23 protein-coding genes and 1 tRNA gene are annotated in these 23800 nt (G+C 52.3%); 19 read left to right on the top strand and 5 right to left on the bottom strand.

The genetic code is table 11. The annotated features are described in order from the left end of the window. The first annotated feature begins 33 nt into the window (after window positions 1–33). The 7 genes from ACI2I2_RS07735 (at window position 34) to yejF (ending at window position 9088) form a co-directional block, all read left to right on the top strand. Window positions 34–738, top strand: a complete 705-nt coding sequence (locus ACI2I2_RS07735; protein WP_404657389.1) for a phosphatase PAP2 family protein — start codon at window positions 34–36, stop codon at window positions 736–738. Window positions 739–1165: 427 nt separating this feature from the next. After that, window positions 1166–1735 carry a bifunctional murein DD-endopeptidase/murein LD-carboxypeptidase gene (gene mepS / locus ACI2I2_RS07730; protein WP_330982492.1) on the top strand — a complete coding sequence of 190 codons (570 nt, stop codon included), beginning with the start codon at window positions 1166–1168 and terminating at the stop codon, window positions 1733–1735. Between the two features lie 191 nt (window positions 1736–1926). Further along, on the top strand, window positions 1927–3489 hold the full coding sequence (locus ACI2I2_RS07725; RefSeq protein ID WP_404657388.1) for a cyclic di-GMP phosphodiesterase: 1563 nt from the start codon (window positions 1927–1929) through the stop codon (window positions 3487–3489). Between the two features lie 82 nt (window positions 3490–3571). Continuing rightward, complete coding sequence (locus ACI2I2_RS07720) at window positions 3572–5368, top strand: extracellular solute-binding protein (RefSeq protein ID WP_404657453.1); 1797 nt, start codon at window positions 3572–3574, stop codon at window positions 5366–5368. A gap of 9 nt (window positions 5369–5377) precedes the next feature. After that, the gene (locus ACI2I2_RS07715; RefSeq protein WP_404657387.1) at window positions 5378–6472 is read left to right on the top strand and encodes a microcin C ABC transporter permease YejB; all 1095 of its coding nucleotides are present in this window, start codon (window positions 5378–5380) and stop codon (window positions 6470–6472) included. After that, window positions 6472–7497 carry an ABC transporter permease gene (locus ACI2I2_RS07710; protein WP_404657386.1) on the top strand — a complete coding sequence of 342 codons (1026 nt, stop codon included), beginning with the start codon at window positions 6472–6474 and terminating at the stop codon, window positions 7495–7497. Before ACI2I2_RS07715 ends, ACI2I2_RS07710 begins: the two co-directional genes overlap by 1 nt. Window position 7498: 1 nt before the next feature. Beyond that, window positions 7499–9088, top strand: coding sequence for a microcin C ABC transporter ATP-binding protein YejF (gene yejF / locus ACI2I2_RS07705; RefSeq protein WP_404657385.1), 1590 nt, complete (start codon window positions 7499–7501; stop codon window positions 9086–9088). Window positions 9089–9091: 3 nt separating this feature from the next. Here yejF and ACI2I2_RS07700 read toward each other — a convergent pair whose 3' ends face one another. The 3 genes from ACI2I2_RS07700 to rsuA all read right to left on the bottom strand — a co-directional run bounded on the left by ACI2I2_RS07700 (window position 9092) and on the right by rsuA (window position 11692). Continuing rightward, a complete protein-coding gene (locus ACI2I2_RS07700; RefSeq protein WP_404657384.1) occupies window positions 9092–9436 on the bottom strand; it encodes a YejG family protein in 345 nt (114 codons plus the stop codon). 336 nt (window positions 9437–9772) lie between these two features. Continuing rightward, window positions 9773–10969: a Bcr/CflA family multidrug efflux MFS transporter gene (locus ACI2I2_RS07695; RefSeq protein ID WP_404657383.1), complete on the bottom strand. Its 1197-nt coding sequence runs from the start codon at window positions 10967–10969 to the stop codon at window positions 9773–9775. Window positions 10970–10984: 15 nt separating this feature from the next. After that, window positions 10985–11692, bottom strand: coding sequence for a 16S rRNA pseudouridine(516) synthase RsuA (gene rsuA / locus ACI2I2_RS07690; RefSeq protein WP_404657382.1), 708 nt, complete (start codon window positions 11690–11692; stop codon window positions 10985–10987). Window positions 11693–11927: 235 nt separating this feature from the next. Between rsuA and ACI2I2_RS07685 the strand changes: the two genes are divergently transcribed. From ACI2I2_RS07685 to rplY, 6 genes are all read left to right on the top strand, one after another. Continuing rightward, entirely contained in the window at window positions 11928–13685 is a 1758-nt protein-coding gene (locus tag ACI2I2_RS07685; RefSeq protein WP_404657381.1) for a DEAD/DEAH box helicase, read from the top strand. A gap of 95 nt (window positions 13686–13780) precedes the next feature. Continuing rightward, complete coding sequence (locus ACI2I2_RS07680) at window positions 13781–14341, top strand: fasciclin domain-containing protein (RefSeq protein WP_404657380.1); 561 nt, start codon at window positions 13781–13783, stop codon at window positions 14339–14341. A gap of 61 nt (window positions 14342–14402) precedes the next feature. Continuing rightward, window positions 14403–14951, top strand: a complete 549-nt coding sequence (locus tag ACI2I2_RS07675; protein WP_404657379.1) for a sigma-70 family RNA polymerase sigma factor — start codon at window positions 14403–14405, stop codon at window positions 14949–14951. Then, on the top strand, window positions 14948–15613 hold the full coding sequence (locus tag ACI2I2_RS07670) for an anti-sigma factor domain-containing protein (RefSeq protein WP_404657377.1): 666 nt from the start codon (window positions 14948–14950) through the stop codon (window positions 15611–15613). The genes ACI2I2_RS07675 and ACI2I2_RS07670 overlap by 4 nt, the downstream gene beginning before the upstream one ends. Window positions 15614–15720: 107 nt before the next feature. Then, window positions 15721–15885 carry a YnfU family zinc-binding protein gene (locus ACI2I2_RS07665; RefSeq protein WP_330982504.1) on the top strand — a complete coding sequence of 55 codons (165 nt, stop codon included), beginning with the start codon at window positions 15721–15723 and terminating at the stop codon, window positions 15883–15885. Window positions 15886–16061: 176 nt separating this feature from the next. Then, a complete protein-coding gene (rplY, locus tag ACI2I2_RS07660) occupies window positions 16062–16346 on the top strand; it encodes a 50S ribosomal protein L25 (RefSeq protein WP_404657376.1) in 285 nt (94 codons plus the stop codon). Between the two features lie 53 nt (window positions 16347–16399). On the opposite strand, the gene yejK is transcribed toward rplY, so the two are convergent. Continuing rightward, window positions 16400–17404, bottom strand: a complete 1005-nt coding sequence (gene yejK, locus ACI2I2_RS07655; RefSeq protein ID WP_404657375.1) for a nucleoid-associated protein YejK — start codon at window positions 17402–17404, stop codon at window positions 16400–16402. 131 nt (window positions 17405–17535) lie between these two features. Between yejK and ACI2I2_RS07650 the strand changes: the two genes are divergently transcribed. The 5 genes from ACI2I2_RS07650 (at window position 17536) to ACI2I2_RS07630 (ending at window position 20881) form a co-directional block, all read left to right on the top strand. Continuing rightward, window positions 17536–17763, top strand: a complete 228-nt coding sequence (locus ACI2I2_RS07650; RefSeq protein ID WP_404657374.1) for a YejL family protein — start codon at window positions 17536–17538, stop codon at window positions 17761–17763. A gap of 19 nt (window positions 17764–17782) precedes the next feature. Next, window positions 17783–19543, top strand: coding sequence for an LPS biosynthesis-modulating metalloenzyme YejM (gene yejM / locus ACI2I2_RS07645; protein ID WP_404657373.1), 1761 nt, complete (start codon window positions 17783–17785; stop codon window positions 19541–19543). A 75-nt stretch (window positions 19544–19618) separates the two neighbouring features. Continuing rightward, window positions 19619–19695 (top strand) — tRNA-Pro (locus ACI2I2_RS07640). 157 nt (window positions 19696–19852) lie between these two features. After that, a complete protein-coding gene (locus tag ACI2I2_RS07635; protein WP_404657372.1) occupies window positions 19853–20701 on the top strand; it encodes a benzoate transporter in 849 nt (282 codons plus the stop codon). An 81-nt stretch (window positions 20702–20782) separates the two neighbouring features. Next, window positions 20783–20881 carry a YoaK family small membrane protein gene (locus ACI2I2_RS07630; protein ID WP_312627073.1) on the top strand — a complete coding sequence of 33 codons (99 nt, stop codon included), beginning with the start codon at window positions 20783–20785 and terminating at the stop codon, window positions 20879–20881. A gap of 3 nt (window positions 20882–20884) precedes the next feature. Here the strand turns inward: ACI2I2_RS07630 and ACI2I2_RS07625 are convergent, their stop codons facing one another. Then, entirely contained in the window at window positions 20885–21520 is a 636-nt protein-coding gene (locus ACI2I2_RS07625) for a helix-turn-helix domain-containing protein (protein WP_404657371.1), read from the bottom strand. Between the two features lie 210 nt (window positions 21521–21730). Here ACI2I2_RS07625 and ACI2I2_RS07620 point away from each other — a divergent pair, with 210 nt between their 5' ends. Further along, window positions 21731–23704: an alkyl/aryl-sulfatase gene (locus ACI2I2_RS07620; RefSeq protein WP_404657370.1), complete on the top strand. Its 1974-nt coding sequence runs from the start codon at window positions 21731–21733 to the stop codon at window positions 23702–23704. Window positions 23705–23800 lie beyond the last annotated feature (96 nt).

Here is a 23800-nt window from a genome sequence, read left to right as displayed (position 1 = left end):
TCCGACGTTGTTTTTTGTCTTGAAGATTGTGCTATGAAAACTCGAATTCCCCTTATTTTACTGCTTAATGTCGCCGGTTTTGCGCTCTTTCTCAGCTGGTACCTGATGCCAAACCATGGCTTTTGGTTCCCTGTCGATTCCGCGATCTTTCATTTCTTCAACCAGGGCGTGGCGCAGAATCGAGCCTACGTCTGGTTGCTGGCCATTACCAATAACCGCGCTTTTGACGGGTGCTCGCTGCTGGCCATGGGCGGCTTGATGCTGAGCTTCTGGCTGAAAGAACCCTCAGCAGGGCGTCGAAGAATCATGATTATCGGCCTGGTGATGTTACTTTCCGCCGTGGTGGTAAATCAGTTAGCGCAACATTTAATGCCGGTAAAACGCGCCAGCCCTTCTCTCTTTTTCCCTGATGTGCATCGGGTCAGCGATTTGCTGCATATTTCAACCAAGGATGCGTCGAAGGACAGTTTCCCGGGCGATCACGGAATGATGCTGCTGATATTCGCGACCTTTATGTGGCGATATTTTGGCCAGAAAGCGGCGTGGGTTGCCCTGATTATTTTTGTGGTTTTTGCTTTCCCGCGCGTGATGATCGGCGCTCACTGGTTTACCGATATTGCTGTCGGATCGCTAACCGCGGTGCTGATTGGGATGCCGTGGATACTGTTGACACCGCTCAGCGATAAGACGATTGCCCTCTTTGATCGTCATCTCCCGACAGTCCCAAACAAAAATTAAACAAATTTCCAACAAAAAATAATCGCACTCATCAGGGATCGTTTTGGATCCCTGAGTTTTTTCTGAGTGAAATTTAATTTAGGCGTTCATCTTCCTGTCATCATTATCTGCTTAAAAATGAGTCGGTTGCTTATTTTTCGCGCAGTTTTGCCGCCATTTTTCCGCTTAGTTGAAACCCCGCAATCGCTATCACAATTTCTTATAAAAAAACCAAGAAAAGGCCTAGTCAGTCTGGGACTGATAGGGTACTCTCAATCTCGTTTTGCCTTTCAGAGATAAATTATTCAGTAAGTGAATAAATTTGTGCGGTACTGCACAATTCCGGGAATCGGGAATTGTCTCATTGTCGGCAGGTATTTAGTCTCGTCACGTTTGGCATTTTTATAACGGTTTTTATCGTTAAGGACTTCAAGGGAAAATAAACAATATGGTCACATCTCAACCAATTTTGAGATACATCCTGCGGGCCATCCCCGCGGTAGCAGTCGCAGTTTTGCTTTCTGCATGTAGTACCACGAACACCGCAAAGAATATGCATTCTGAGACGCATGCTGTGGGATCTGAAGATCCTTCATCACTGCAAGCCTCTCAGGATGAATTTGAATCCATGGTGCGTAATCTCGACGTTAAGTCGCGTCTGATGGAACAATATGCAAGCTGGAAAGGCGTTCGTTATCGTCTGGGTGGTGACACCAAACGTGGTATCGATTGTTCCGCTTTTGTACAGCGTACCTTCCGTGAACAGTTTGGTATGGACCTGCCTCGCTCCACTTATGAGCAGCAGGAAATGGGCAAATCAATCTCACGCAGCAAACTGCGTACCGGTGATTTAGTCCTGTTCCGTGCCGGTTCTACGGGTCGTCATGTCGGTATTTACATCGGTAATGACCAGTTTGTTCATGCTTCCACCAGCAGCGGTGTGACGATTTCCAGCATGAACGAGCCCTACTGGAACAAGCGCTACAACGAAGCGCGACGCGTCCTGAGCCGTTCCTGATGTCTCTCTTGCTGCCGGTTTTCCCTTGGCTGACAGCAAGAGTCAAAATGAAAGCACTGCTAAGCAGTGCTTTTTTTTTCTTCTTTCGTCCGTGCCTGCCAGGATGGCGAAATAGACTATGCTGGAAAGACGGTGCATGGCGTCCCAAGGCGTTGAATTACCGTTTCAAATACCACGGATAAAATACCTCTATGTTCACCCGCTACTTCTCGGTCGGTCGAAAAATCCTCTTCTCCAGCCTGTTGCTGGGAGTGGTGGTCGCCCTGCTTTCGGGAAGCATTCAGTTAGCTCTCTTTCACCACAAGCGCTCCACGCAGTTCGACACCATCACCCATGACCTGCAATCCTATCTGAACGATTACTTTGGCGAATTGCTCACCACGATGGATAAACTGCAGCCATTGACCCTGAGTCGCTGCGCGGACGTCGCTTCTGAGCTCACTTCGCGGGCCGCCTTTAGCCTGAACGTACGGGCGTTTCTGTTAGTCGAAAATGACAATGCCACCTGTTCCTCTGCAACCGGTGAAATGCATGTGCCCATGAAGCAGTTAGTTCCGCAGGTCGATACCCATAAAAAAATCGATATGGAGATCCTGCCGGGCACGCCGATGATGCCGCAAAAACCGGCCTTCGCGCTGTGGGTCCGTAGCCCTTTGATGGAAAACCGTGGGATCTTTGCTTCGATCAACGCCAGCCTGATGCCGTGGATCCTGTATTCCTCCAGGCAAAATGAGTTCACCGGCGTAGCACTGGTCGCCAATGGCACGGCGATATCGACGTTTAGCCCTCAGCCCATATCTGAGAGAGCACTCAAAGGCAAACCCGTGCGGGTCGCCAAACTCAACGGATTGCCGCTCACCATCTACATTTACGGCGATGCGTGGGCGACGGAGAATATGCAATTCTCGCTGCTGATGGGGGCGATGTGCGGGCTGCTGACGGGCTTGCTCTGTTATTACGTGCTGACTGTACGTTTGCGCCCCGGTAAAGAGATTACGTCGGCCATCAAGCGCAATCAGTTTTATGTGGTGTACCAGCCCGTCGTAGAAGCAGAAACCATGCAAATCCGCGGCGTGGAAGTGCTGATGAGATGGAAACACCCAAGTGCAGGTGAAATTCCGCCGGATGCTTTTATCAACTTTGCGGAAGCTCAGCAGCTCATTGTCCCGCTAACGCGTCATCTGTTTGATCTCATCGCCAAAGACGCCCCTGTCTTACAACAACTCCTGCCGCCAGGGGCGAAACTTGGCATTAACATCGCGCCAGCGCATTTGTTGGCGGAGAGTTTCCAGCAGGATTTACGCGATCTCAGTGCGATGTTACCGCCCAACTATTTCCAGCTAGTGTTAGAGATTACCGAACGCGATATGTTGAATCAGCGCCAGGCGATGAAACTCTTTGAATGGCTGCATCATGAAGGGTATGAAATTGCGATTGACGATTTCGGCACCGGCCACAGCGCGCTTATCTATCTGGAACGCTATTCATTTGACTACCTGAAAATCGACCGTGGCTTCGTCAATGCTATCGGTACAGAGACCGTGACCTCTCCGGTGCTGGATGCCGTGCTCACGCTTGCGAAGAAGATGAGTCTGGTGACCGTTGCCGAAGGCGTAGAAACCCAGGAACAGGCAAACTGGCTGCGCCAGCACGGCGTTAATTTCCTGCAGGGATACTGGATTAGCCGCCCGCTGACGCTGGAAAAACTGGTAGAAGCCCATGCCAAACCTGAGAATTATTTCACAACGGCCTGAGCGTCACTTATGATTCAACAGGATGAGTCTACTTGCCTGTTAATGACCGCAGAAGGATGAGATATCGGTGAGTGTTGTGCGCATGGGTCTGTTGCTGCTGACGCTGTTTTCCCTGACAGTGCACGCGCAAACCATTAAAGAGAGCTACGCGTTTGCTGTGATTGGCGAACCGAAGTATGCCTTTAACTTCACCCACTACGACTATGTGAACCCCGCCGCACCGAAAGGGGGTGCGGTGACGCTCTCCGCGTTAGGGGCTTACGACAACTTTAACCGCTTTGCCCTGCGCGGCAATGCCGCTGAACGCACCGATGCGCTGTATGACGCGCTGTTTACCACGTCTGATGATGAGCCTGGCAGCTACTATCCGCTGATTGCCGATATGGCCCGCTATGCCGACGATTTTTCGTGGGCTGAAGTCACGCTCAATCCCCACGCTCGTTTTCACGATGGCAGGCCAATAACCGCTCAGGATGTGGCGTTCACCTTCCATAAATTCATGACCGAAGGCGTCCCGCAATTCCGCATTGTGTATAAAGGCACCACGGTAAAAGCTATCGCCCCTTTAACCGTACGCATCGAACTCGCCAAACCGAGCAAAGAGGACATGCTTAGCCTCTTCACGCTGCCCGTCATGCCAGAAAAATTCTGGCGTAATCATAAGCTCAGCGATCCGCTTTCAACACCGCCATTAGCCAGCGGGCCTTACAAAATCACCGCCTGGCGCATGGGGCAGTACGTGGTTTATTCGCGAGTGAAAGATTACTGGGCCGCTAACCTGCCAGTGAACCGCGGTCGCTGGAACTTCGACACGATTCGCTATGATTACTATCTCGATGACAATGTTGCCTTTGAAGCCTTTAAGGCTGGCGCTTTCGATTACCGCACCGAAACCAGCCCGAAAAATTGGGCGACCCGCTACATCGGCAAAAACTTCAGCAATCATTACATCGTCAAAGAGAAAGAAAAAAACGACTCCGCGCAGGATGCTCGTTGGCTGACGTTCAATATTCAACGTCCGGTGTTTGCGGATCGCAAAGTCCGTGAAGCCATCGGCCTGGCGTTTGATTTTGAATGGATGAACAAAGCCCTGTTTTACGGCGCGTACAGCCGGGCAAACAGCTACTTCCTGAATACCGAGTATGCGGCGCGAGGCTACCCGGATGCGGATGAACTGGTGTTGCTGGCACCGATGAAAAAGGATTTGCCGCCGGAAGTGTTTACTTCCATCTACCAGCCACCGAAATCGAACGGCAATGGCTTTGACCGAGAAAATCTGCTGAAAGCAGATAAGCTGTTGAACGATGCCGGATGGGTGCTGAAAGGCCAGCAGCGAGTGAATGCCGCCACAGGCAAACCGCTACAGTTTGAACTGCTGCTGCCCTCAGCGGGCAACAATCAGTGGGTGATGCCCTTCCAGCATAACCTGGAAAGGTTGGGCGTGAAGATGGACATCCGCCAGGTGGACATTTCACAGGCCACCAATCGGATGCGCTCCCGCGACTACGACATGATGCCGCGTCTGTGGCGGGCAATGCCCTGGCCGAGCGGCAGCGATCTGCAAATCTACTGGTCTTCCGCCTACATCAATTCGTCTTACAACGGCCCTGGCGTCAGCAGCCCGGTGATTGATAACCTGATTCAACAAATGATTCGCTGGGAAGGCAACAAGCAGAAACTGCTGCCTCTGGGTCGAGCCTTCGATCGGGTGCTGACCTGGAATTTCTACCAGATCCCCATGTGGTACATGGCCTCGGACCGGTTGGCGTACTGGGATAAATTCTCGCATCCCACCACGCGACCTGTCTACTCTCTGGGCTTTGACACCTGGTGGTATGACGTGAACAAAGCGGCGAAATTGCCGGAAGCCCGGCGTTAAGGAACGAAGATGGGTGCCTATCTGATTCGCCGATTGCTGCTGATTATTCCGACGCTGTGGGCCATTATCACCATTAACTTTTTCATCGTGCAGATTGCGCCTGGCGGCCCGGTCGATCAGGCGATTGCGGCGATTGAGTTTGGTCAACCAGGCGCGATGCCGGGCAGCGGTTCCTCCGGCATGGGCGCAACGCATGCGCGGACAGGCGTGGGCAATATCAGTGAGAGCCAGTATCGTGGCGGCCGCGGTCTTGATCCCGAAGTGATCGCCGAATTAACCCACCGCTACGGTTTTGATAAGCCCATGCACGAACGCTATTTCAAGATGCTCTGGGACTATGTGCGTTTTGACTTTGGCGACAGCCTGTTTCGCAGCGCGTCGGTGTTACACCTGATTAAGCAAAGCTTACCGGTGTCGATAACGCTGGGGTTATGGAGCACGCTGATAATCTATCTGGTGTCGATTCCACTGGGGATACGCAAAGCCGTGCAAAACGGCAGTCGCTTCGATACCTGGAGCAGCGCGTTTATCATCGTGGGATATGCCATTCCGGCATTTCTGTTCGCCATCGTACTGATTGTCCTGTTTGCTGGCGGTACGTATTACGACATCTTCCCGCTACGCGGGCTGGTTTCGCCTAATTTTGACACTCTGCCGTGGTATCAGAAGATAACCGACTATCTGTGGCATATCACATTGCCGGTGCTCGCCACAGTGATTGGCGGGTTTGCCGCCCTGACCATGCTGACCAAAAACTCGTTTCTCGATGAAGTTCGCAAACAGTATGTGGTGACCGCCAGGGCGAAAGGCGTTAGCGAGAAAAATATTCTCTGGCGGCATATCTTCCGTAACGCCATGCTGCTGGTGATCGCAGGATTTCCAGCCACGTTCATCAGTATGTTTTTTACCGGTTCGCTGCTTATCGAAGTGATGTTCTCGCTAAACGGGCTTGGGCTTTTAGGCTACGAAGCCACCGTGTCCAGAGACTATCCGGTCATGTTCGGTACGCTGTACATCTTCACCCTGATAGGCCTACTGCTGAATATTGTCAGCGACATCACCTACACGCTGGTCGATCCGCGCATCGATTTTGAGGGACGCTGATGCCACGTTTAAACGCCGTCAACCAGGCCCGTTGGGCGCGTTTTCGTCATAACCGACGCGGCTTTTGGTCGTTGATTCTGTTTCTTATTATTTTTGCCTGCAGCCTCTGCTCGGAGTTGATCGCCAACGATCGCCCCCTTATCGTCGAATACCACGGCGAGATCTACTTCCCGGCGCTAAAAACCTACAGCGAAAAAGAATTTGGCGGCCAGTTTGCTACGGCGGCGGATTATCAGGACCCCTGGTTGCAAAAGCAGCTGAGCGATCACGGCCGCGTCCTGTGGGCACCGATCCGTTTTGGCGCGACATCGATTAACTTCGCAACCGACCACCCCTTCCCTTCTCCACCTTCCGCACAAAACTGGCTGGGCACTGATGCAAACGGCGGCGACGTGCTGGCGCGGATTCTGTATGGCACTCGCATTTCACTGCTTTTTGGCCTGATGTTGACGCTGTGTTCCAGCGTGATGGGCGTGCTGGCAGGCGCGGTGCAAGGCTATTACGGCGGGAAAATCGATTTATGGGGCCAGCGCTTTATCGAGGTGTGGTCAGGGATGCCGACGCTGTTTTTAATCATTCTGCTTTCAAGTGTGGTGCAGCCTAATTTCTGGTGGCTACTGGCCATCACTGTCCTTTTTGGCTGGATGACACTGGTGGGCGTGGTTCGTGCGGAGTTTTTGCGTACCCGTAATTTTGACTACATTCGGGCGGCTCAGGCTTTGGGCGTCAGCGACCGGGCGATTATTTTCCGCCACATGCTGCCAAACGCGATGGTCGCCACACTGACCTTTATGCCTTTTATTCTTTGCAGCTCTATCACCACCCTCACCTCGCTCGATTTTCTTGGGTTTGGTTTGCCTCTTGGTTCGCCTTCGCTCGGTGAACTGCTGCTGCAAGGGAAAAACAATTTGCAGGCTCCGTGGCTGGGCATCACCGCCTTCGTCTCCGTCGCCCTGTTGCTGTCACTGCTGATATTTATCGGTGAGGCCGTGCGCGACGCCTTTGACCCCGGAAAGGCGGTTTAACATGACACAACCTTTATTAGCCATCGACAACCTCTCGATTGCCTTCACCGCCAGAGGCGAAGCTCGCACCGTGGTGAGTGAACTGTCGTTGAACATCGAGGCCGGGGAAACGCTGGCCCTGGTCGGTGAATCAGGTTCTGGCAAAAGTGTCTCCGCGCTTTCCATATTGCGCCTGTTGCCTGAGCCACCAGTCAGTTACCCGACTGGCGATATTCGTTTCCACGGCGAAAGCCTGTTACAGGCAGACGAGCGCATGCTCAGAAGCGTGCGTGGTAACCGCATCGCGATGATTTTTCAGGAGCCGATGGTTTCCCTGAATCCGCTGCATACTCTTGAAAAACAGCTTTATGAAGTGTTGTCGATTCACCGCGGGATGCGTAAAGAAGCGGCTCGGGGTGAGATCTTAACCTGTCTGGATCGCGTGGGGATCCGCAACGCCCGACAGCGACTGAATGATTATCCGCATCAGCTTTCAGGCGGTGAACGTCAACGTGTGATGATTGCCATGGCGCTTCTGACACGCCCGGAGCTGCTGATTGCCGATGAGCCAACCACCGCGCTGGATGTCTCCGTGCAGGCGCAAATTCTGCAATTGCTGCGCGAACTTCGCAAAGAGCTGAACATGGGGTTGCTGTTCATCACCCATAATCTGAGCATTGTGCGCAAGCTGGCCGACAACGTTGCCGTCATGCAAAACGGGCGCTGCGTGGAACAGAGCTTCGCCCTGAAGCTGTTTTCTCATCCTCAGCACCCTTACACCATTAAACTGCTGAACAGCGAACCAGCGGGTGAACCCATCCCCCTGAAAACGGACAGTTCACCGTTGCTGGAAGTCGAAAATCTTCGGGTTGCCTTCCCCATTCGCAAGGGGTTGCTGCGACGTACCGTGGCTGAGAACACCGTGGTCAACAACCTCTCTTTCACCTTACGAACGGGTGAAACACTGGGTTTAGTGGGCGAATCGGGTTCGGGGAAAAGCACGACAGGCCTCGCGCTGCTGCGGTTGATTGCTTCATCCGGGAAAATTACCTTTGCCGGGCAGCCGATAGCAGGCCGCACGCGCAAGCAAATGCTGCCCCTGCGTCACCGCATTCAGGTAGTGTTTCAGGACCCGAATTCGTCGCTCAATCCGCGTCTGAATGTGCTGCAAATTATTGAAGAAGGGTTACGCGTGCACCAGCCGACGCTTTCCAGTGAAGCGCGGGAAGCCGAGGTGATTAACGTGATGAAAGAAGTGGGCCTTGATCCTGAGACTCGCTGGCGTTACCCGGCAGAATTTTCAGGCGGCCAGCGCCAGCGTATTGCTATCGCCCGCGCGCTGATCCTCAAACCGCAGCTTATCGTGCTCGACGAGCCGACCTCTTCGCTGGACAGAACCGTTCAGGCGCAAATTCTGGCCTTGCTGAAGTCTCTTCAGCAAAAGCATCAGCTGGCGTATATCTTTATCAGCCATGACCTGCACGTCGTGCGTTCACTGTGCCATCAGGTGATGGTGCTGCGTCAGGGGGAAGTCGTCGAGCAGGGTGAGTGTCAGCGCGTGTTTGACGAGCCTGCACACGAGTACACTCGCCAGCTGATTACCCTGAGCTGAAAATCAGAAAGGATTGTTGCCTGAGAAAGGTTCTGCGATAGCCACGCCGAAGTTTTTCAGGCGGCAGGTCGCGGCGAACTCATCCTGCATTTCAACAAACAGGCAAGGTTCACCTTCGCACTCCAGCACGGAGCTGCGCACTTCGATATCGGTCAGCGCCTCGCTGAGTTTCTGCATCACTGGCCAGGCTTTATCCCCTGCCGGGCTAAGCAATTTCAGCGCCACAAGGCTGTTATCGTCGGCGTTGCCGTTTTGCGGAATCGGTTCAACTCTGGAGCCTGCAAAACCCTCGGACCAACGATAGCTCTGCGGCAGTCGATGTATGATAGAGAGCTGTAATGTATTCACGTCTTTTTCCCCGGAAGCAAAGTGCCTCACAAATATTTCACATCCATATTAACACACTGTTTACAAAACGTCCTGCATCCTGAAGAGAAAACGTTCACCGCCCTTTAACGGGAGAACTCACTCTTTTTGTCATCAGAATTCATGTCAAGATGCACTACGGCGCTATATGTACCCGTTTTTGTGATCTAACACAATTTTTTTATCTACAACAATGTGACTTTTTACACTAATTGATTTTACATAAAAGAAACATAGATTAGGTGTACGAAAAGCGTAGCGGTTGATGCGCATCAAAAAAGGGGCGATATCGCCCCCTTTCTTACGCCGATGCTTTGCTTAGTGCGAGGTCTTGCGGGGACGGCTGGCGTAGAAGTAGAAGAGAACGGAACTGGTGGCGCAGACGGCAATGGAAATCAGCATCGGCCAGGCGGTGGTAAACGTCGCCATCGACAGCAACGCAGCCACCAGCGCGCCAATCCCAAAGCGGAAAGTGCCCGCCAGGGAAGACGCGGTTCCTGCCATGTGTGGGAATTCATCAAGAATAACCGCCATCGCGTTCGAGGAAACCATCGACACGCAGCCGACAAAAGCGGCCACACCCACCACCAGCGACCAGAATCCAGCGCCAAGCAGCGCGGTTATCACCATCCACATGGCCATCGCAAACTGAATCCACAGGCCTGCGCGGAACATGTTTATCGCCCCGACGCGGCGCACAAAGCGGCTGTTGATAATGGTCATGATGAACAGGAACACGATGTTCAGCGCAAAGTAATAACCAAAGTGCTGCGGTGAAACGTGGTTCAGTTCGATATACACAAACGGCCCGGCGCTGAGGAAGGAGAACATCCCGGCAAAGCTGAAACCGCTGGCCAGCATGTAGCTCAACACCCGCTTGTGGCGGAACAGCGAGGCAAAGTTGCCCATGGTGGTACGAATGTGAAACTTCTGGCGACGTTCAGGCGGCAGCGTTTCGTCGATGAAGAAATAGATCATGGTCGACGCCAGCAGAGCAGCAATGGCGAGGATCCAGAAAATCGCATGCCAGCTAAACCACACCAGCACCGCGCCCCCGACCATGGGTGCCACCAGCGGCGCAATTGTCGTCACCAGCATGACGAAGGACATCATGCGGGAGAACTCTTCCTTCGGGTAGATATCGCGCATCAGGGCGTTAATCACCACGCTCGCCGCAGCCGCTGCAAGACCGTGGAAAAAGCGCATGACAATCAGGTGGTCAATGGTTTGCGATAACGCACAAGCTACTGCAGCCCCAGCAAACACTAGTGTGCCGCCAAGAATAACCGGCTTACGCCCGATACTGTCTGCCATCGGCCCGTACAGCAACTGCCCGAGGGCAAATCCCAGAATATAGGTACTGAGGGTCATCTGAGCGCTGCCCGCAGGCACGCCAAACTGTGCAGAGATCACCGGCAGCGCCGGGAGATACATATCAATGGAGAGTGGCATCAGCATGGCCAACAGGCCAAGGATGAAAACGATACCCAACGATGAGTGCTGCCTGGTGGTCACTGAGATACTCCTGATTTAGCGCGGCGTCAGGCCGACACTGGCAATTTCATCTTCCGTAAGCGCGCGGTATTCCCCCGGCTCCAGATTGTCATCAAGTCTAATCTCACCAATACGTTCACGATGCAGCCCGACCACGTGGTTACCCACGGCGGCAAACATACGTTTCACCTGATGATAACGGCCTTCGCTGATGGTCAACCGGACTTCTGTCGGGGTGATCACTTCGAGCTGTGCAGGCTTAGTGAGATCTTTTTCATTATGCAGTTGAACGCCGTTGGCAAATTGTTCAGCTGTGTCATCGGCAACCGGAGATTCCAGCGTGACCAGATAGGTTTTCTCGCAATGGTGACGCGGCGAGGTGATGCGGTGCGACCACTGTCCGTCATCGGTCATCAGCACCAGCCCGGTGGTGTCGATATCCAGACGCCCTGCTGCATGCAGCTTGTGCGCTACAGGTTCATCGAGGAAGTACAGCACCGTCGGATGATCCGGGTCATCCGTGGAACACACATAGCCTTGCGGTTTGTTCAGCATGAAGTAACGCGGGCCAGTTTGCTGTGCTAACGAGTTTCCGTCGTATTCCACATCGTGTTCTGGCAGGATTTTGAACGCAGTACTTTTGACAATCTCGCCGTCCACGGTAACGCGGCTGGCGCGGATCTCGCGCCCGGCAATGGCACGGCTTACGCCGAGTTGCTGAGCGATAAACTTATCGAGTCGCATGAAGTATTTTTAGCCTGTAAGAGTGCGGTGTCGGGCCTGGCCCGATTAAAGAAGCAATTTCAGCGTTCAAGTATAACGGCCCTGCTAAGCCACTCAAGCGAAAAGATTCATGGCATACTGTTAGAATGCTAACAAAGAAGGAAAAAGCGTGGTTTTTCCTTCTTTGTGCTTGGCTGCCGAAAATCAATGAATTGATTTTCCTGATTTTATTCGAATGAAAAATGACGCCGGAAAGATGACCTTTACTCTTCGCCCTTATCAGCAGGAAGCGGTTGACGCTACCCTCGCCCACTTTCGCCAGCATCAGCAGCCTGCGGTGATTGTTCTGCCCACGGGCGCAGGCAAAAGCCTGGTGATCGCTGAGCTGGCGCGTCTTGCGCGCGGCCGCGTATTAGTGCTGGCTCACGTCAAAGAGCTCGTCGCACAGAACCACGCCAAGTACCTCGCATTGGGGCTGGAAGCTGACATCTATGCGGCAGGCCTGAAACGTAAAGAGAGCCACGGGAAAGTGGTGTTTGGCAGTGTTCAGTCGGTGGCGCGTAACCTCGACCATTTCAAGGGTGAGTTTTCCCTGCTTATCGTCGATGAGTGTCACCGTATTAGCGATGACGACGACAGCCAGTACCAGCAAATCCTGGCGCATCTGCGGCAGGTGAATCCTCACTTACGTCTTTTGGGGTTAACCGCCACGCCGTTTCGTTTGGGCAAAGGCTGGATTTATCGCTTCCATTATCACGGCATGGTACGCGGCGATGAAAAAGCGCTGTTCCGCGACTGCATCTATGAGCTGCCACTGCGCTACATGATTAAGCATGGTTTTCTGACGCCGCCGGAGCGCCTGGATATGCCGGTGGTGCAGTACGATTTCAGCCGTTTACAGGTGCAAAGTAATGGCCTGTTTAGCGAGTCAGACCTTAATCGCGAGCTGAAAAAACAGCAACGAGTGACGCCGCATATCATCAGCCAGATTGTCGAATTTGCGCAGAACCGCCAAGGGGTGATGATTTTCGCTTCGACTGTCGAACACGCCAAAGAGATAACCGGGCTGCTGCCTGCGAGCGATGCCGCGCTGATTACTGGTGAAACGCCCACACCGGAACGCGACCGCCTGATTGAAGAGTTTAAAGCGCAGAAATTCCGCTATCTGGTCAATGTGGCGGTACTCACGACCGGCTTCGATGCGCCGCACGTCGATTTAATTGCTATCCTGCGCCCCACGGAATCAGTGAGTCTTTACCAACAAATTGTTGGCCGCGGCCTGCGCCTCTCTCCGGGAAAAACCGACTGCCTGATTCTGGATTACGCTGGTAATCCGCACGACCTTTTCGCCCCGGAAGTCGGTGCGCCAAAAGGCAAAAGTGACAACGTGCCGGTACAAGTCTTTTGCCCGGCCTGTGGGTTTGCCAACACCTTCTGGGGCAAAACCACGTCGGACGGCACGTTAATCGAACACTTTGGTCGTCGCTGTCAGGGTTGGCTCGAAGATGATGAAGGCCATCGCGAGCAATGCGATTTTCGTTTTCGGTTTAAAAACTGCCCGCAGTGCAATGCAGAAAACGACATTGCCGCCCGCCGTTGCCGGGAATGTGACACGGTCCTGGTCGACCCGGACGACATGCTGAAAGCCGCGCTGAAGCTGAAAGATGCCCTGGTGTTACGCTGCAGTGGGATGTCACTTCAACATGGCGCGGACGAAAAAGGCCCGTGGCTAAAAATCACCTATTACGATGAAGACGGGGCAGATGTTAGTGAGCGCTTCCGCCTGCAGACACCCGCGCAAAAGACCGCTTTCGAACAGCTGTTTATCCGCCCGCATACTCGCACACCCGGCGTGCCGCTACGCTGGATAACCCCTGCTGATATCATTGCGCAGGAAGTTTTGCTGCGGCACCCCGATTTTGTCGTCGCCCGTAAGAAAGGTCAGTTCTGGCAAGTCCGTGAAAAAGTCTTTGATTATGAAGGGCGTTTTCGTCGGGCAAACGAATTACGATAATTTTTCGTTTTTTTTGCATCCGTTTTCTTTCCTCAATCGTATTAACAGATGAGGGCACATCAGCCCCATCCAAAATCTGAATGAGGGAAGTGAAAATGAAACAATTCCTGCCAACTCTGCTTTTTTCTGCTCTGGTCTTTAGCGGCGCCTCTCAGGCGGCAATGATGGATAACAACACCGTCATGGTCGGCGGTGCGGCCATGTATCCTTCTAAAAATATTGTTCAGAATGCCGTCAATTCGAAAGATCACACCACCCTTGTGGCGGCGGTCAAAGCAGCCGGGCTGGTGCCAACGCTTGAAGGGAGTGGGCCCTTTACCGTTTTTGCCCCCACCAATACCGCCTTCGAAAAACTTCCTCCAGGCACAGTGGACTCCCTGCTCAAACCTGAAAACAAACAAAAACTCACCAGCGTTCTGACCTATCACGTGGTGGCCGGGAAACTGGATATGAAAGCGCTGGAGAAAAAAATCAAAGCCGGTGGCGGCAAAGCGGAGCTGAAAACCGTCAATGGGGAATCCCTGTGGGTGATGGCCAACGGGCCACATAATATTCAGTTGAAAGACGTGCGCGGCAATATTGCCAATATCACCACCTACGACGTGAATCAGAGCAATGGGGTGATTGAAGTGATCGATACTGTGCTGATGCCATAAACGGTTGCCTATACTGAGTGCAGTCACGTTTCGTGTGACTGCACCTTTAACAGGGAATCGAATGACAACCAACGCACCCTCTATAAATGCCGGATTAATGAGCCAGATTGCCTGCGGGGATAAAGACGCGCTGGCGCAACTGTATCGCCTTCTCTCCCCCAGGCTGTTTGGCATTATTCTGCGAATGGTCAGACGCCGTGACTGGGCAGAAGAGATCCTGCACGATACCTTCATTCAAATCTGGCAATCGGCAATGTATTACGATGAACAGCGCAGCGAGCCGCAAATCTGGCTCAGCCACATCGCCAGAAACCGGGCCATTGATTATCTTCGCAAGCACGAAAATCGCTGCTGTTCCGTGGACGACATCAGCGAAGCAGAGGAAGGATTTCAGGCCCCATTACCCGCCGAAGACGTTCATCAGGAAGCCCGTCGCCTTCAGCACTGCATGGAGCACTTACCTGCCGAGCAGCGCCAAAGCATTGCCCTGGCCTATTATCGCGGCCTGTCGCAAACCGAAATTGCCCTTTCCATGAGCCAGCCTGAAGGCACCGTGAAAAGCTGGATCCGCCGCGCGTTGACGCATCTCAGGGAGTGTATTGGCCTATGAGTGTCGAGGACAAAGAAACGCTTATCGCGGCGGAATATGTGCTGGGGCTGACCGACAATCAGACACGGCAGCAGCTTGATAAACGCCTTAATGAAGATGAACACTTTGCCGCCGAGGTGCTGCACTGGCAAAAAGCCTTCAGCGGTATCGACGTGACAACTCGTGATGTCACGCCCTCGCCTGCGCTCTGGCAGCACATCGAGCACGATCTGATTCAGCGCCCTATATCGGTGATTTCACCGTCTCGCCAACGCCCGCTGTTCTGGCTTGGCTGGGCTCTGGCGGCAGCAATGACGGGAGTTGTTATCTTCACTCATGTCTATAACACACCAGAACTGCAGCCTATCGCCGTACTGAACGGGACTCAGCCGAATGCACAGTTTGTGGTGAGTCTGGACAAAGCAGCTTCGGTGATTCAGGTTTCCGCACTGAACGTCACGCTCCCACAGGATAAAAACTTGCAGCTGTGGCTTATTAAGGGCATCGCAGCACCGCGTTCATTGGGGCTTATCGTTCATCACGATCGAAACAGCTTCAAGTTGCCTGGTGAGACGCTGGATAATCAGACCGTGCTGGCCATCAGTCTGGAACCTGTTGGCGGCTCGAAACTGGCTGGCCCTTCCGGCCCGGTGATTTTCCAGGGGAAAGTCAGTCAGCTTTAACAAGAGCAGGCCTCGCAGGAGGCCTTTTCCGCTTTGTGACGATACCGTGAAAGGCTTTGCACACTTTCATGGTAGGGTGAATCCCGTTCACTGGAAGGTTCATCATCATGTCCTGGTTCGATAACGCACTGAAATTCATCGGCAATACAGCGAACACTACGGTTACCTGCCCCGAATGTGGGGCCAAATCGACGCAGCCCTCCTCCAAAATTCGACTCCGACAAGCCATTCTGTGCCCGGGATGCAAAGCCCTGTTTGTTGTCCCGCGCTAAAGACCGCCGCGATTTCCGGCGGCGGCCCGGAATGACGCTGGATGAACAAAGACGTTCTTTTCATTGCCCCTCGCAGGATTGGGGGCTATAATACCGCCCGCTTTTGCATGTGCAAAGCAGATCACTTACCTGTTGCTGGGTCGCCTGTAACAGGATTAATTTAAAGAGAGACTTCAATGTTTACTTTTGACGCAGTAGTACGTAAAGAGCAGGGTAAGGGTGCGAGCCGCCGCCTGCGCGCAGCTAACAAAGTTCCCGCTATCGTTTACGGTGGCGCAGCTGCTCCGGTAGCTATCGAACTGGCTCACGACAAAGTATTTAACGCTCAGTCTAAAGACGAGTTTTATGCTGACGTTCTGACCCTGGTTGTTGATGGTAAAGAAGAAAAAGTGAAGGTACAGGCTGTTCAGCGTCACGCTTACAAGCCAAAAGTAACTCACATCGACTTCGTTCGCGCTTAATTGCTGCTGACTGGTTGAGAAAAAACCCCGCTTCGGCGGGGTTTTTTTATGGCTTAATTGCTGCCAGTGCGACGTTTAAGCTGGTCGCGCAGATTCGGTGGCGTGCCTTTAATGGTCAGTGTATCGGTCGCCGGGTCCCAGAAAATACGTTCGCCGAGCAGGAGTGCATCAAAATTAATGGTCAACCCACCGCCGCTGCCCGCGTATTTGGTTAACTGACGCAGCGCGCTGCGATCGGCCGGGAAGCTATCTTCAAGCTCATAGCCTTTTTCCGCAGTAAATTCCTGGAAGCTCACTTCGGCGACGCCCGACAACTCTTTCGACAGCGACTCAACTTCAATTTCTTCGCCTGCCTGAAGCTGCTCATTGCAGTAGGTATACACCTGCTGACGCACGTTCTGACGCTCAGATTTATCGAGCTGCGCTTCTGCGGTGAAATCATCGACGGCCTGCATCAAAGCACGGTTCTGCTTTTTCGCGTTCAGTCCTTCGCCCGCGCCGAGGAAGTCCATAAAGAAATCTGAAACTTTGCGCCCAACGCGCCCGCGCAGGAACGTCAGATAGCGGGTCGATTCCGGATTGGTTTCCCACTCGGTAAGATCGATACGCGCCACAATATCAGCGTGGTTGATATCCAAATAATGAGTGGAGCTGATATCCAGCTGTTCGTTGACGCGCATACTGCTCAGGTTATTGAGCACCGCGACCAAAAGATACTCCACCGCCAGATAGCGATAATGGCAAAACAGCACGATGCCGCCGTCAGCAAACGGGTATTTTGCCAGCTCATCACGCAGACGACCGGTTGCTGCACGGCTGAACGCCAGGAAATCTTCCTCACCCTGACGATGCAGGCGAAGCGACTCAGCCAGTTCGCTATCTTCGTTGAACATGCCGTAAGCTTTGTTCTTTGCACTGTAAACCCGGTGCAGCTCGGCCATCATCTCTTCGACCGTTGCCGTTGGCTCCAGCAAGCTATCGCGCAGCACCACTTCAAGGTTATCTTCGTCACGCTTGATCATCTGGTGCAGGGCAATCTGGTTGATATCCAGACTCATGTTAAACTCTCCTTTTAGACCGGGCGGTATTCAACCACCGCAGGCGCAACTGTGTAAAGGCGAAAAAAAGCGGAAAAAAAGATGCTGCTACGGTAATATGTTGCCCTTTCCTGAACAACAGATTTTGATTTATGCCACAACTCTCCCGCTACAGTGATGAACACGTTGAGCAGCTGCTCGCAGAATTAGCCAACGTGCTGGAAAAACACAAGGCACCCACCGACCTGTCACTGATGGTGTTGGGCAATATGGTGACTAACCTGATTAACACAAGCGTCGCCCCCGCCCAGCGTCAGGCGATTGCCCGCTCCTTTGCTCAGGCGCTGCAATCTTCTGTAAGCGACGAACCGGCAAACTAAGGAAGACGACAAACAGTTTATGGTGACTCATCGTCAGCCCTACCGAGAAAAAGTCTCCCAGATGGTCAGTTGGGGGCATTGGTTTGCCCTGTTCAACATTCTGCTGGCCTCGGTGTTGGGTAGCCGTTATCTGTTTGTCGCCGACTGGCCGACGACGCTGTCGGGTCGCGTGTACTCGTACATCAGCCTCGTCGGGCATTTCAGCTTTCTGGTGTTTGCCACCTATCTGCTGATCCTCTTTCCTCTCACGTTTGTGGTGATGTCCCAGCGGTTAATGCGTTTCTTATCCGCCATTCTCGCCACCACAGGCATGACGCTGTTGCTGATAGACAGCGAAGTCTTTACCCGTTTTCACCTGCACCTCAATCCCATCGTCTGGGAACTGGTTATCAACCCTGACCAAAACGAGATGGCCCGTGACTGGCAGCTGATGTTTATCAGCGTCCCGGTCATTTTGCTGATTGAGATGCTGTTTGCCACCTGGAGCTGGCAGAAGCTGCGCAGCCTGACGCGCCGCCGTCATTACGCTCGCCCAGTGGCCTGGTTCCTGTTTACCGCCTTTGTTGCCACTCACGTGATGTATATCTGGGCGGATGCGAATTTCTATCGCCCCATCACCATGCAGCGCGCGAATCTGCCCCTCTCCTATCCAATGACGGCGCGTAAGTTTCTGGAGAAACATGGCCTGTTGGATGCGCAGGACTATCAGCGCCGCCTGATTGAGCAAGGCGATCCTGAAGCCGTTTCCGTGCAGTATCCGCTGAGCGATTTGCGTTATCGCGATATGGGGCCGGGGCAAAACGTTCTGCTGATTACCGTCGATAGCCTCAACTATTCCCGCTTTGAGAAGCAGATGCCTGCGTTGGGCAGTTTCGCCCAGCAGAACATTAACTTCACTCAGCACATGAGTTCCGGTGATGCCGCAGACAGCGGTATCTTTGGCCTGTTCTACGGTATTTCGCCGAGCTATATGGACGGTGTGCTGTCAGCACGTATTCCTGCAGCCCTCATTTCCGCGTTGAACCAGCAAGGCTATCAGCTCGGCCTGTTCTCATCGGATGGCTTCAGTAGCCCGATGTATCGCCAGGCGCTGTTGTCAGACTTCTCGCTGCCGCCGTCAAAAACGCAGAGCGACGCAGACACCGCCAGTCAGTGGATCAACTGGCTGGGCAGCTACGCCCAGGAAGAAAACCGCTGGTTCTCGTGGGTATCGTTCAACGGCACCACACTGGGTGACACGCAGAAGCAAGGCTTTAACCGTCGTTACAGCCGTGCCGCTGCGAATGTGGATGAACAAATCAATCGTGTGCTGACCGCGTTGAAAGACTCCGGCAAGCTTGAAAAAACGGTCGTGATCATCACCGCCGCCCATGGTGTTGCGCTGGATAAACAAGGGGCGAACTTTGAGTGGTCCCGTAACCAGCTGCAGGTACCGTTGATTATCCATTGGCCCGGTACCCCGGCTCAGCAAATCAACACACTGACGGATCATAAAGATGTGATGACCACGTTGATGCAGCGCCTGCTTCACGTCAGCACGCCAGCAAACGAATACTCACAGGGTCAGGACTTGTTCAGCGCCGCGCGCCGTCACAACTGGGTGACAGCCGCCAATAACAGCGCCCTGGCGATCACCACGCCGAAGGTCACCGTGGTGTTGAACCATAACGGCAGCTACCGTTCCTGGGATCGCGATGGCGAGCAGATTGAAGATCAGAAGCCGCAGCTGAGCTTGCTGCTTCAGGTACTGACGGAAGAGAAACGCTTTATCGCTAACTGATTGATTATTTATGAATCAGTTAGCCTGTACTGTCTTGCATTCAGCGCTGAAAACAGTACTATTATTCACCTGCATCGGCACGTAGCGCAGCCTGGTAGCGCATCGTCATGGGGTGGCGAGGGTCGAGAGTTCGAATCTCTCCGTGCCGACCAAATATTCAGGAAAACCAACCAATTAGGTTGGTTTTTTTTTGCCTGTAATTTGTAGTGGTTACGGTACAAGTCTGTTGCTACTATACGTCTGTTTAATTTTTTAGCTTTCGCTATTTTAATTTTTTTGCATTGACTCATTGGTCCAAGGATCGTCCGTATGATTTACGATTGTTTTTTGTATTACGACGAAGACATGTTGTTAGACATTCGCCTCAATACACTGTTTGACTCAGTGGACAGATTTGTTATCGTCGAATCAACCCATACCTTTACTGGCAAGCCAAAAAAACTTAATTTTGATATTTCCCGATTCGAAAAATTTCGGGAGAAAATCATCTATGTCATTTATGAAGAACCGCCAATAATAAAGGCTGGTAGCGATAATGAAGTTGATGCCTGGGCCAATGAAGCCGCGACCAGAAATGCGATTATGCAGGGTTTAAAAGATGCCAAAGGTGAAGATATCATCTTAGTTTCCGACGTTGATGAGATATTCACTCCAGAAGCAATTGCCCAAATCAATCCTTCGCACTTATGCACCATCTTTCATATGGGTTTTTACAACTATCAATTTAATCTTCAGGTATTTAACACCGATGGAAGCACACGGTTATGTACGCTGCCAAGAGCTACCACGTTAAATAACATGAAAAAATATTTCGATAGTGAGCCAGAAACTTTCCGAAATATCAAAAAATCAAGAATCTTCAAGAATTTCATTTCGAGGAATCTGTTCAAGTATCGGAGTAAAACGTTAAAAGACGCTGGCTGGCACTTCTCGTGGATTATGACGCCAGAGCGTATTGCCGAGAAGATGTCTTCGATTTCGCACACAGAGTACGATTTGCCGCATCTGAACAATAAAGATCATATTATCGATGCTCTGACCAACGGAAAAGACATCTGGAACCGTGACCGTAAAATGGTCAAACAGGCTTTGGTAACACCGCATTTCCCACGTTATCTTGTGGAGAATGCAGATAAATTTTCAAGTTTTATCCTTTGAGTGATGTTGAGAGGCTGGGTGCCTCTCTGCTGATTAATGAGAGCCTCAAGGCTCGTCACTAACGTGTTTAACAGAGGTCTTATGCGCATTGGTATCGCCTTCCCTATTCTGTGTTTTATCGTTGCTGTCGCCTTCCTGGCCTGGTTTGTGATTGGCGGTTACGCAACGCCTGGTTCCTGAGCCTTAGTAATCCTCTGGCAGGGTTTTGTTGATGGAAACCAGTTTTCCTCTCTCAACCGTGATGTAACCCCCTTCTTTGAGATCGGCTAGCACCCGGAAAACATGCGTGCGGGACAGGTTTGTCCTGCGCATGATGAAAGCGGCTACGCCTTCACGCTCATTCTGATGAGTCTGGCTGCGGTAAAGATAGCGAAAAAGCATCGGTTTGATGGTCTGGTAGCTGGTTAACTGCCTGCGTTCAGAATGCAAATCGAGACTAAAAATCGTCATGTAGATTAAAATGGTAGTCAGCTCGACAACTCGCTCTGGTGCGGCGTGAATGAATATTTCGTCAAAACACTCATAACTGACTTTAACCACCACGACAGGCGTCATACTGGTATATTCAAATGCTACCAGTGGGCAATATCTTTCCATCAGCCCAATCGGCATATATTCAATCGTGTTGCCAATGGTTAATTCGTTGCCGGGTACCGTTATCGCTAATGAACCTTCAATAATAAAATAAATAAACCCGGGTGCAGGTTTGATGTGATGATTGACAGGATATTCAGACACTTCTCCCTTTGCCATCAGGTCAGGCACATGACCATCAATCTTCAGCGATGTGTAATAGCTGTGCAGTTTTGCAAAATCCACCCTTCACCTCTTTTATATTTCTACCTTTTATTTTGCCATCTGATTATAGCATTTTCACGAAGCCTTCGTGCTTGTCCAAAATATTATTCCGGCAACAGTCCCATATGGCACTAGTCAGCGCAGCCTGAGCCTCTACAATATTGACCATCTTTTCAGCAAATTCGATGACTGACACTCATCCCGACATTAATACACCCGAGAGGCTATTTAATGAAACTCAATCAGGTTGCCAAACATCTGGCAGTCGCAGGGCTGCTGACGTCACTGTCCGTGCCCGCTTTCGCTCAGGTTATGCCGAAAGACGCGACGAACGCCACCATCAAAGCCAATGAAGGCCTGTATCAGAAACTGCCCTTCGCAGACCGGACTGACTTCGAGAATGCTCATAAGGGCTTTATTGCCCCGCTGCCACAAGATGTGATTAAAGGCGAACAAGGGAATGTTATTTGGGATCCGGCGAAGTACGCGTTCATCAAAGAAGGTGAGCAGGCTCCGGCTACCGTAAACCCTAGCCTGTGGCGTCAGTCTCAGCTCATTAACATCGGCGGCCTGTTTAAGGTCACTGACGGCGTTTACCAGATTCGTAACCTCGACCTGTCTAACATGACCATCATCGAGGGGAAAAACGGCATCACCGTGGTTGACCCGCTTCTGTCTGAAGAGCCAGCCCGAGAAGGTCTGGAACTGTACTTCAAAAATCGCGGTAAAAAACCGGTTGTCGCCGTCGTCATCACCCACAGCCACGTTGACCACTACGGCGGTGTACGCGGCGTGGTTGACGAAGCGGATGTGAAATCTGGCAAAGTGAAAATTTACGCACCAGCAGGCTTCATGGAAGCGGCGGTCGACGAAAACATCATGGCCGGTAATGCCATGAGCCGTCGTGCGAGCTACCAGTATGGCAACCTGCTGAAGGCTGATATAAAAGGCCAGGTTGGCGCAGGCCTGGGTACCACGACGTCTGCGGGCACCGTAACCCTGTTGCAGCCAACCAACTACATCACTCATACCGGTCAGGAAGAAGTGATCGACGGGCTGACCTATGACTTTATGATGGCACCGGGCTCTGAAGCACCGTCTGAAATGCTGTGGTATGTCAAAGAGAAGAAAATGATCGAAGCGGCGGAAGATGTGACCCATACGCTGCACAACACTTATTCTCTGCGTGGCGCCAAAATTCGCGATCCACTGGCCTGGTCTAAGTACATTAACGCTGCCATTGAACGCTGGGGTAACGATGCTGAGGTGATCATCGCTCAGCACCACTGGCCAACCTGGGGTAACGAAAACATCATCAAGCTGATGAAAGGTCAGCGCGATATGTACCGTTACATCAACGACCAGACGCTGCGCATGGCAAACCAGGGCCTGACCCGTGATGAAATCGCGGCTAACTTCAAGCTGCCTGAAACGCTGGAAAAAACCTGGGCTAGCCGGGGTTACTACGGTTCCGTTAGTCATGACGTGAAAGCGACTTACGTGTTCTATCTCGGCTGGTTCGATGGCAACCCGGCGACGCTGGATGAGCTGCCACCAGAAGAAGCGGCGAAGAAATTTGTCGATTACATGGGCGGTCCTGACCAGATCCTGAGCAAAGCAAAAGACGATTACGCTCAGGGTAACTATCGTTGGGTGGCTCAGGTCGTCAGCAAAGTGGTCTTTGCCGATCCGAAAAACGAAGCAGCGCGTAATCTGGAAGCGGATGCACTGGAGCAGTTAGGTTATCAGGCTGAGTCCGGCCCATGGCGTAACTTCTACCTGACCGGCGCTCAGGAACTGCGAAATGGTGTCGTCCGGGCGGCAACGCCGAATACCGCCAGCCCGGATACCGTGCGTGCGATGACGCCTGAAATGTTCTTTGATTACATGGCGGTTCACCTGAACGGCATGAAGGCGGCGAATGCAAAAGCCCTGCTGAACTTCGACTTCGGCGAGCAAGGCAAGTACAAGCTGGAGCTGGAAAATGGCGTGCTGAACCATACGGCGAAGGCTCAGGCGAAAGAGGCCGATGCCACCATCACCCTGTCTCGTGATACGCTTAACCGCATTATCCTGAAACAGGAAACCGTTGAGCAGGCGAAAGCCAAAGGGGATATGAAAATCACCGGCAACGCGGCCAAGCTGGACGAACTGATGAGCTACATGGATAAGTTCGACTTCTGGTTTAACATCGTGACACCTTAAGCCTTCTCCCCTGCAACGCCCTGTTGCGGGGGATCTTTCCTTCCCCACCACGGTATATATCACCACTGTTTATTTAAATGTTAGTAAATTCGTCTT

This window comes from Scandinavium sp. NPDC088450, from assembly GCF_044900545.1.
Classification (GTDB): Bacteria; Pseudomonadota; Gammaproteobacteria; order Enterobacterales; family Enterobacteriaceae; genus Scandinavium.
This window is presented reverse-complemented; position numbering and strand designations above follow the sequence as displayed.